At 66.6% G+C, this 7638-nt stretch carries 4 protein-coding genes; 1 reads left to right on the forward strand and 3 read right to left on the reverse strand.

The window, feature by feature from the left end:
* Positions 1-53: 53 nt before the first annotated feature.
* Genes CLV67_RS50685 through CLV67_RS50695 form a run of 3 tightly spaced genes read right to left on the reverse strand, consistent with a single transcriptional unit; the run spans position 54 to position 3024 of the window.
* Positions 54-1046 (reverse strand): tyrosine-type recombinase/integrase, encoded by a 993-nt coding sequence (locus CLV67_RS50685; protein WP_106331184.1) that lies wholly within the window; start codon positions 1044-1046, stop codon positions 54-56.
* Positions 1043-1423, reverse strand: coding sequence for a hypothetical protein (locus CLV67_RS50690; protein ID WP_106331185.1), 381 nt, complete (start codon positions 1421-1423; stop codon positions 1043-1045). Before CLV67_RS50690 ends, CLV67_RS50685 begins: the two co-directional genes overlap by 4 nt.
* 17 nt (positions 1424-1440) lie before the next feature.
* Entirely contained in the window at positions 1441-3024 is a 1584-nt protein-coding gene (locus CLV67_RS50695) for a recombinase family protein (protein ID WP_239166999.1), read from the reverse strand.
* A gap of 426 nt (positions 3025-3450) precedes the next feature.
* On the opposite strand from CLV67_RS50695, the gene CLV67_RS50700 reads away from it, so the two are divergent.
* Positions 3451-7518, forward strand: a complete 4068-nt coding sequence (locus tag CLV67_RS50700) for a tetratricopeptide repeat protein (protein WP_146169670.1) — start codon at positions 3451-3453, stop codon at positions 7516-7518.
* Positions 7519-7638: the final 120 nt, after the last annotated feature.

Genomic DNA, 7638 nt, shown 5'->3' on the forward strand with positions numbered 1-7638 from the left:
TACCGAAACAATCGAAACGACCGCAATCGCCGCATAAGATCAACAGACACGGATCAGCGCTGGCCGCCTCTTACACCACGCCAGTGGACGCGACCGTAGCGGGCGGTGGTGCCCGCGTCGTTCGGCGTTTCGGTGTGCCCGGCGTAGCCCAAGGCGACGCCGTAACCGAAGACCCGCTCAACCCAGGTCAGCGCGGTGTGGCGTAGCCAGTGCGCCGACACCTGCTGAGTGACCACCCAGGGCAGCGTCTTGCCGAGCCGCAGCCACAAGTGGTCGTAACGGCGACGGTTGACAGCCCGGCCACTGCGATACCGCAACAACCGCTGATCGGGTTCTGCACCACGCTCGGTGGCATGGTGCTGCAAATAGTGCATCAACGTCGGCGAGACCGGCTGCTGCCGGTGCGTCCCACCCTTCTCCCGCAACAACACCAGACACTGCTGCACGTCCAGATCCATCGGCCGCAACGCCAGCAAACCACCACGCCGGCACGCCGTCTCCAGATGAAACCGCAGAATCAGCAGATCCAACTCCGGATCATTACCCGACACGGCGGCGGCGTCGAACAACTCGGCGAGGCGGTCGTCGTTCAACGCGATCCGCGAACTCGCCAACCGACCCGGCTTCGACACCTTCGCCGCCGGATTCGCGCCCTCCGCGATCAGCCCGTCCGCAACGGCCCGCTTGTACAGGCACCGCATCGCCGCCACGAAATGCTCAGCCGCACTGGCTCCGTCCCTACTGTTACGCCGCACCAGCGCGGTCGCCCGCACCTGACGCATCACCGTCTCACTCTCCGTAGCCGACACCTCATCCAAACGCCGGCCACCGAACGCTTCGGCCGCCTTGCGCCAGTACGTGCCGTACAGCCTCGCCGAGCCAGGCCCGACCGCGGCCGTCACCACCGGCACGTACTCCGCCACAGTCGGCACGGTCGCCTTGATTCCGGCGGCGGCCTCCACGAGGTCCGCGGGGCTGATCCCCATCTGATCCAGCAACAACCGCGCGGCCTCCAGCACCGCGCTCCGCTCGTCCACCGCGGTCATTCGGTGCCGCCCACGATCGCGGCGTGCACCGGCGCGGTCAGCCGCTCCAGCATCACCATCGGATGAATGATCAGACGCTGCTCGGACGGCAGCCCGGCCAGCAGCACCCGGGCCGGCTGGTACACGCCGATCGCCCGCCGCACCACCGTCGGCAGCCACAAGTAGCACCGGTGGTCCAGCACCCTAGAACCCTCCTCGTCGGCGGCCACCACGATCACCCCGTCGGTGACCGTGAACCCGACCCGCAACCCCGGCGCCCAGCCCAACGCGGCCGTTATCGCCAGGTCCCCGATCCGGCCCTGCCGGTTGGTCAAGCACACCCCGAAGACCACGTCCCGTTTCGACACCAGCGGCGGCGCCGGCAACGGCTCGGACACGTTAACCCACACCAAGGTCATTCACGTTTTGGATGATTCTGGTGTGGGTTGAATGCTTTCCGCCGCTGATGCGGAATCACCGACAGGCCCGGTAGCGGCAATTGCCCAGGCCCCAGTGACGCCCCCTGCTCGTCATGTGCTCTCTCGCATGCTTCGCCTGGCCGGGGTGCCTGTACATCGAAACTCTCACAATTTGTGTCCTCGCCGATGTCGAGCGTGATGCTGACCGGGGTGCACAGGAGCGTGTACCCCCGCCACCGCAACTGCCGGCCCAACTCCCCACCGTCCAGCGTCCGCGGATCGACGCCGACGTGGTGGGCCAACTGACGCCCGGCCTCCACCAGCACCTGCTCCTCCCGCAGATAAAGGATCTTCGCCCGGTCCGGCCGCACATCGCGGCCGCTGGTGTAGCCGTGCCGGCACCGGTACCCGGCGCGGCCGTGCACCCACTGCCCTTCGAGGCGCCGGCCGCACACCCCGCAGATCAGCAGACCGGTCAGCTGGTAGCGGTGTGGGTTGGCGTCATCCGGTACTGCGAGCGCACTGATCTGCTGTGCCCGGATGAAGTCCTGCTCGCTGACCAGCGGCGGGTGCACCACCGCGGCGGAGATCACCCACTGGTCCCGGTCGTTCCAGTGATGCGACGGCTTCCGGCCCTCCGGCCGACTGGTCTTGTCCCCCGGCCGCACCTCGTGATGATCGATGCCCTGCCGGTTCCACACCTGCCTGCCGGTGTACCGCGGGTTCTCCAAGATCGCCGCCACCGTCCGCACCGTCCACGACGTACCAGCACGATGCGGGTTCCGTGCCCGGTCGTACGCCGACGGCGACAGAGTGCAGTTCGCGTTCAACGTCCGCGCGATCCCGGCCACACTCCACCCCGCGAGGCGCTGGGCGAACATCCACCGCACCGTCGGCGCCGTCTCCGGATCCGGATCCAGCCGATGCAGGCGTCTACCCCACCGCGCATGCGCCGCATTCGGATGCGGACCCGCATCCACCAGCCGATACCCGTACGGCGGCCGGCCACCCAGATGCCGACCCTGATCCCGCGCCTGCACCCGCATCGCCGCCGTCGTCCGGAACCGAGCCCGCAGAATCTCCCGCTGCGACTGCTGCCCGAGCATCAGCATCATCGCCTGATGAACCGGATCACCCGAGTCGACCGGCCCACCCATCTCCGGCAACCACAACCCGACACCATGTTCGTCGAAGAACGGCAACAGATCCTCGAACTGCCGGGTGGAGAAGGCCCGCTCGAACTCCCCCACCACGACCGCGTCAAACGACCGCCCCGGATCGGCGACCGCGGCCAAAAGCGCCGCCGCCTGCGGCCGCCGCGACCACGACAGACTGCACGAACAGCCGGCGTCGAAGTAGCTGGCGACGATCACCCCGTGCCCGGCGATCAGGTGCAGGGCGCTGTCACGCTGCCAGCCCCGCGACGACAGATCGTCCTGGTACTCCACGGTCGACATCCGGCCGTAGAACGCGAACCGCAACGACCCGGTCGGCGCCTTCTGCGACTGGCCGCGCACTCGTGCCGAGGCGGGACGGCTGGTCAACCATGCGTCCATCAGGTCAGCGACAGGCGGCGTCATGGCGTTCACCTCATCCGGTTCGGATGTAGGTGGGAGCAAGCCGGCCGGCGCCGATGACGCCGCATCGACAGCGATCACCTGCTGGAGTGACCGCGGCAGCCATCGATCAACTATCGGGTATGCCTGCTCGTCGCTCATTCTGCGGGTTGGCGGTCAAGATCGGCTGGCCACCGGTAATGATCGTTTCAGATGCATCCGACGGGAGAACTAGGTCCATCGCTGCGAAGCTGCGTAAGCTCCGGCAGTGGTACCGGGTTCCGGTGGAGACCGCTTCGCGCAGCCCGGCCGTCAACACGTGTCTCCCAGCAAGATGACGCCGACCTACCCAACCGGCTCAGGTCGTGGCTGGCACCGCCTCCAAGAAATGTCGCACCTACACGCCAGAATGGACCCGACTAGCGACGGGTTGAGCTCCTAGGAGCGAGGTTGCACCGAACAACGTCTACAGGCAGCGGCTTTGCCAGTCCCTACTCCACCGGCGGTGGTGGCACCGACCTGGAGCACTCCTTCGGTGCCCTGCTGCTGGCAGGTCTGTTGCAGGGGCATCCCGTTCCTACCCTTGGTGACGAGATCACCCCACACGAGGTGCGATTTCAGCAGGCAGCCTTCTGTCCGGTCGACGATCTGGCCGTGCAAGGTGATGGGCCGGCCGGGTCGCGTACGGTTTTCATCGGGGTACGGCGCTCGCCCAGTATCGGGCCCGGTAGCACAGCCTTCGTTCGGCTGATGGCCGACTATCTCCAGGTTGTCGTGGGCCGCCGCGACGCCCTTGGTCGCGGCGACGAACGCCTCGCCTTAGCCATAGCCGCCCCTTGCGTCCCAGCCGACGAACTCGAGGCTCTGGCCGGTATTGCCCGGCGCCAGCCCGATGATGCCCGCTTCCGGCAGGCCGTCCACGCTCCTCGGGCAACCAATGGCAAGGTCCGCGCCCGGTTGAGGTTGTTCGATCAGGTCGTGACCGCCGCCGCAGCAACCGCCGGGATCGAACTCAATAATCCAACCGACGGACAGGAGATGACGTGGCGGCTGTTGAGATCGCTGTGGATCGCTCAGCTACGGCTTCAGGGGGACAGTCCCGCAGATCGTACCGCCGTCGTCGCCCGGCTCGTCCCGCTGGCAGGCAGCGCGGCCCGTGCGGTGGCACTGTGGGACCACCTCAATGTGTTGTCGACCGAGTATGCGATCAACGCGGCCTGCGTAACCACGGAAATGCTAGTGCGGGATCTGCACGGGTTCATCCGTCTCGACACGACGCCCGGGCCGGGCGGGCTGCCGGCCCGCGGCGAGCAATACCGTCAGCGTTTGAACGATCTGCCGCCTAGCTGCGGCCCTGGCCTGCTGACCGCCTGGCGTGATCAGCCAGAGCTCGCTTGGCAGTTGGTCACCGCGCTGACCGCGATCGATCAGGCCCCCACCGAGGTCGTGGATCAGTGGCAATCCGGCATCCCGGCCTGGCTCATCCCGGCTCCGTGGCAAATCCAGGCGGCCGCCGCACAGCTTGCCGGAGCATACGGCGCACGCCAGCTATCGGCACAGCTCTTCGCGAAAGCCGCTGTTCAAGGGGCGCCGCACAGTGATATCTGGCTCGCCCAGGCCGCCATGTTGCATGAAGAGAACAATGATCAGGCTGCCCGAGCGACGGTGTTGGAAGACCTGCGCCGCGACCAGGCTCGCCTCGGTCCGTTCCCTCGGGCGGTCGTGGCCTACTTCGCGAACGACCTGTCCACAGCTTCCCGCGAGATCGACAGCTGGACACCGGTACAGCCTCAGGAGTGGCGTCTGCAGACGGTGATCAAGTTGTGGATCCTCGCCCGTGTCCACGAAACCGTCACGACTGAGTTCCTGGACCGGAGCCTGGGGGTGCTCGCCGGCGCACAGGAGCAGCACTGGTCGGCGTCGCTGGCCATCACCCAGGCCAGCCTCCTCCTCAGTCGTGCCCGCCGCGGTGATTCACCGAACTTCGATGCCGATGCACGGCAGGCCAGAGCACTAGCCCTGCACGCCCGCGACGACATGCGCCTTTACCGTGCTGACAGTGCGCAGGCTGTCGCCGTCGCCTGCGAAGCCTCGATTCTGCTCTCCGATTTCCGCAACGTGATCGACCTGGGCACCCTGGCCGGTAGCGCCAACTCAGTCGAGGCGAGCAGTCCGACGGTCAGCGAATACGTCACGGTCGCCGCTTGCTACTTCGGCGACGTCAGTCTCGCTCGTCACCACGCCAAGCATGTCACCGAACCTGTGGCTCGCGCGCGCGTCGACGGGTTCATCGCCAAGGCCGAAGGCCGCGACCCCAGCCCGTTCTGGCTCCGCGCCGCTCGTGATTCCGACAACGACGAACAGCTCGCCCAGATCCTGGCTGCCCTGGCCCAACACGGCACCGACGCGATCGACCAGTTTCCCGACTTCGTCGGCCGGAATCCGCACCAGGCCGCAGAACTGCGCGCCATCGCCAAGGTCGCGACGGGTAGCCCCGGCGCCGCGATCATCTCTCTGCGCGAGCGACGACGGAGCTCAATCACGGCCGCGCTGACCCTGGCTCACGCCTACCAAGCCGCCGGACAGCTCGATGACCAGGTCCAAACCTTGCGAGATGCCGCTGATCACTTCCACGATCCGTCGCTGCGGCTGTCCGCCGCCGAGGCGTTGGCAACTTCCAGCCGCCAGTCCGAAGCCCAACAGGAGATCGACGAACTGCTCGCCATCACTGAACCCGGCTGGAGCCGCCGCGCGGACGCCCTGCGCCTGGCCGCGCACCTTGCCAACACCGCTGGCAGAACCGACCGACTCTGCGAACTCCTGCACATCCTGCTACAGATCGAACCCGACGACGCGCCCAGCCGATGGGCTTTGGTCCACGCCTTGCTCAACCGCGGCGACCTCGACGCCGCATGGCGAACCCTCCACGCGGCCCCACAGCCGTTGGACCCATCCAACACCATCGACGCCCAAACCTGGGTCCACTTGTATCGACGTCTGGGACAACCAGCCGAGACCGTAGCCGGCTGTCTGCGCCTGCTGCGTCGCTTCAGCGACGACGAACAGTTCTGCGTGGTGGCGTTGACCAACCTGACCGTGCCATGGCCGGAGTCGGCCGATATCCCGGCTGCCTTGCGCGCGGAGGCCGCAGAGGAAGCCGAGCGTTTCTTCACGCGCTGGCCCGACAGCCCTCACCTGCGCAGGATCCAGACAACCGATCCCGACCGACTCCGCGACGACATGACGGCCATGCTGCAGCGCAGCAACGACGAGCAGTTGCACTGGCGGCGCCTGACCTTCATGTTGGCGCGCGGACAAATCCCACTCAGCATGCTCGCCGCCGCGACCCGCCGAAGCTACAGCGAGATCTGCCTGCAACGTGCCGGCGGTGTTCTACCAGCCCACAACCCGCATCCCGACGAGTTCGCGGCCTGCGTCGCTGCCGCGGCGACGGCCATCGACCACGACGTCGTCATGGATATTCCCGCGATCATCGTCCTGCAACAGCTGCCAGAGGACATCCGCCACCACACGATCTCCCGGTTCGCACGCACGATGACCACTGACGACGTCATGCTCGACACCCTGGCCGCCAAAGACATACTCGCGCTGCGCAGCCCCGGCACCTTTTACTACGACGACACCTTCGGAGGGCTGAAGACCACCGAAACTCCCGTTGAAGAAGCGGATCGCCTGGCAGTCGAAGCTGCCGAACTCCACTCCGCCGTTGCCGGCATGGACCGACGCACTTGCCCACCGGGCAAGCAGTTCGAAGCCGACCTCGGATCCGACTTGCGAACTTGGATCTCGCCGTTCAGCCTCGCCCGCGAACGCCGTGCCACGCTCTGGAGCGACGACCCGATCCTGCGTGCCCTGGCTCGCCAGGCCGGCACACCTGCGACCTCCACCCAGGCCATCCTGCAACAACTGCTCGACAACGGCGTTATCACCGCAGACCAGCGCGAAGCCTGCATCCGGCGCCTGATCCGCTCCCGGATCGGCGCCTTCCCTCTTGACGGCCAGCGCCTGGTCCAAGTCGCAAGGCAAGAAGAATGGCATCCGCGGTCCGTTGCAGCTGCGATAGCGAGGCCCGAGTCCTGGTCGAACCTTCAAGCTGCCGTGACCTTTTACCTCTACGCGGCGACCCGGGCTCAGCATCAAGGCTCAGCAGCCGCCTACGGCTGGCTCTACGCCGCGGTCCGTGGAGCTACCCTCGCCCTTCCGCGCGCCGTAGCCACACAAACCGCTGCCACTCTGCTCGCTCTGACTCTGGTCAGCATCCGCGTCGAGGACGACCAGATCGCCGCGCTACTCAGCGCGATTCGCCAGGCCATATCGGACGGAGACGATCCCGACCTCGCACCGTCACCGGATCCGCTTCCGCTCGTCGCGAGCATCCTTCGGGAACACTATGGTTCACGAACCGACCCGGAGGACGTCATTCCGCAGGTCATCAGGAAGTTCGCTGCTCTCTCCGACGCCGACCGGGAAGCCGTCCTGGATGCCCTGTTGCGGTAGAACACACCGACGTACCTTTCTCAAGGAGCCTTTTTCAACCTGATCTTGCAGGTCAGCCCGGGTCAGCAGGGACCGGTGATCGATGAGGGCGAGGCTCCAGGTAAGACAGCAAATCGACCA

This window comes from Actinoplanes italicus (genome assembly GCF_003001815.1).
Lineage (GTDB): Bacteria > Actinomycetota > Actinomycetes > Mycobacteriales > Micromonosporaceae > Actinoplanes > Actinoplanes italicus.

Excerpts from the sequence above, each read along its gene's own strand:
- CLV67_RS50685 (WP_106331184.1), bottom strand. The coding sequence starts at position 1,046 with ATGACCGCGGTGGACGAGCGGAGCGCGGTGCTGGAGGCCGCGCGGTTG.
- CLV67_RS50695 (WP_239166999.1), bottom strand. The coding sequence starts at position 3,024 with ATGACGCCGCCTGTCGCTGACCTGATGGACGCATGGTTGACCAGCCGT.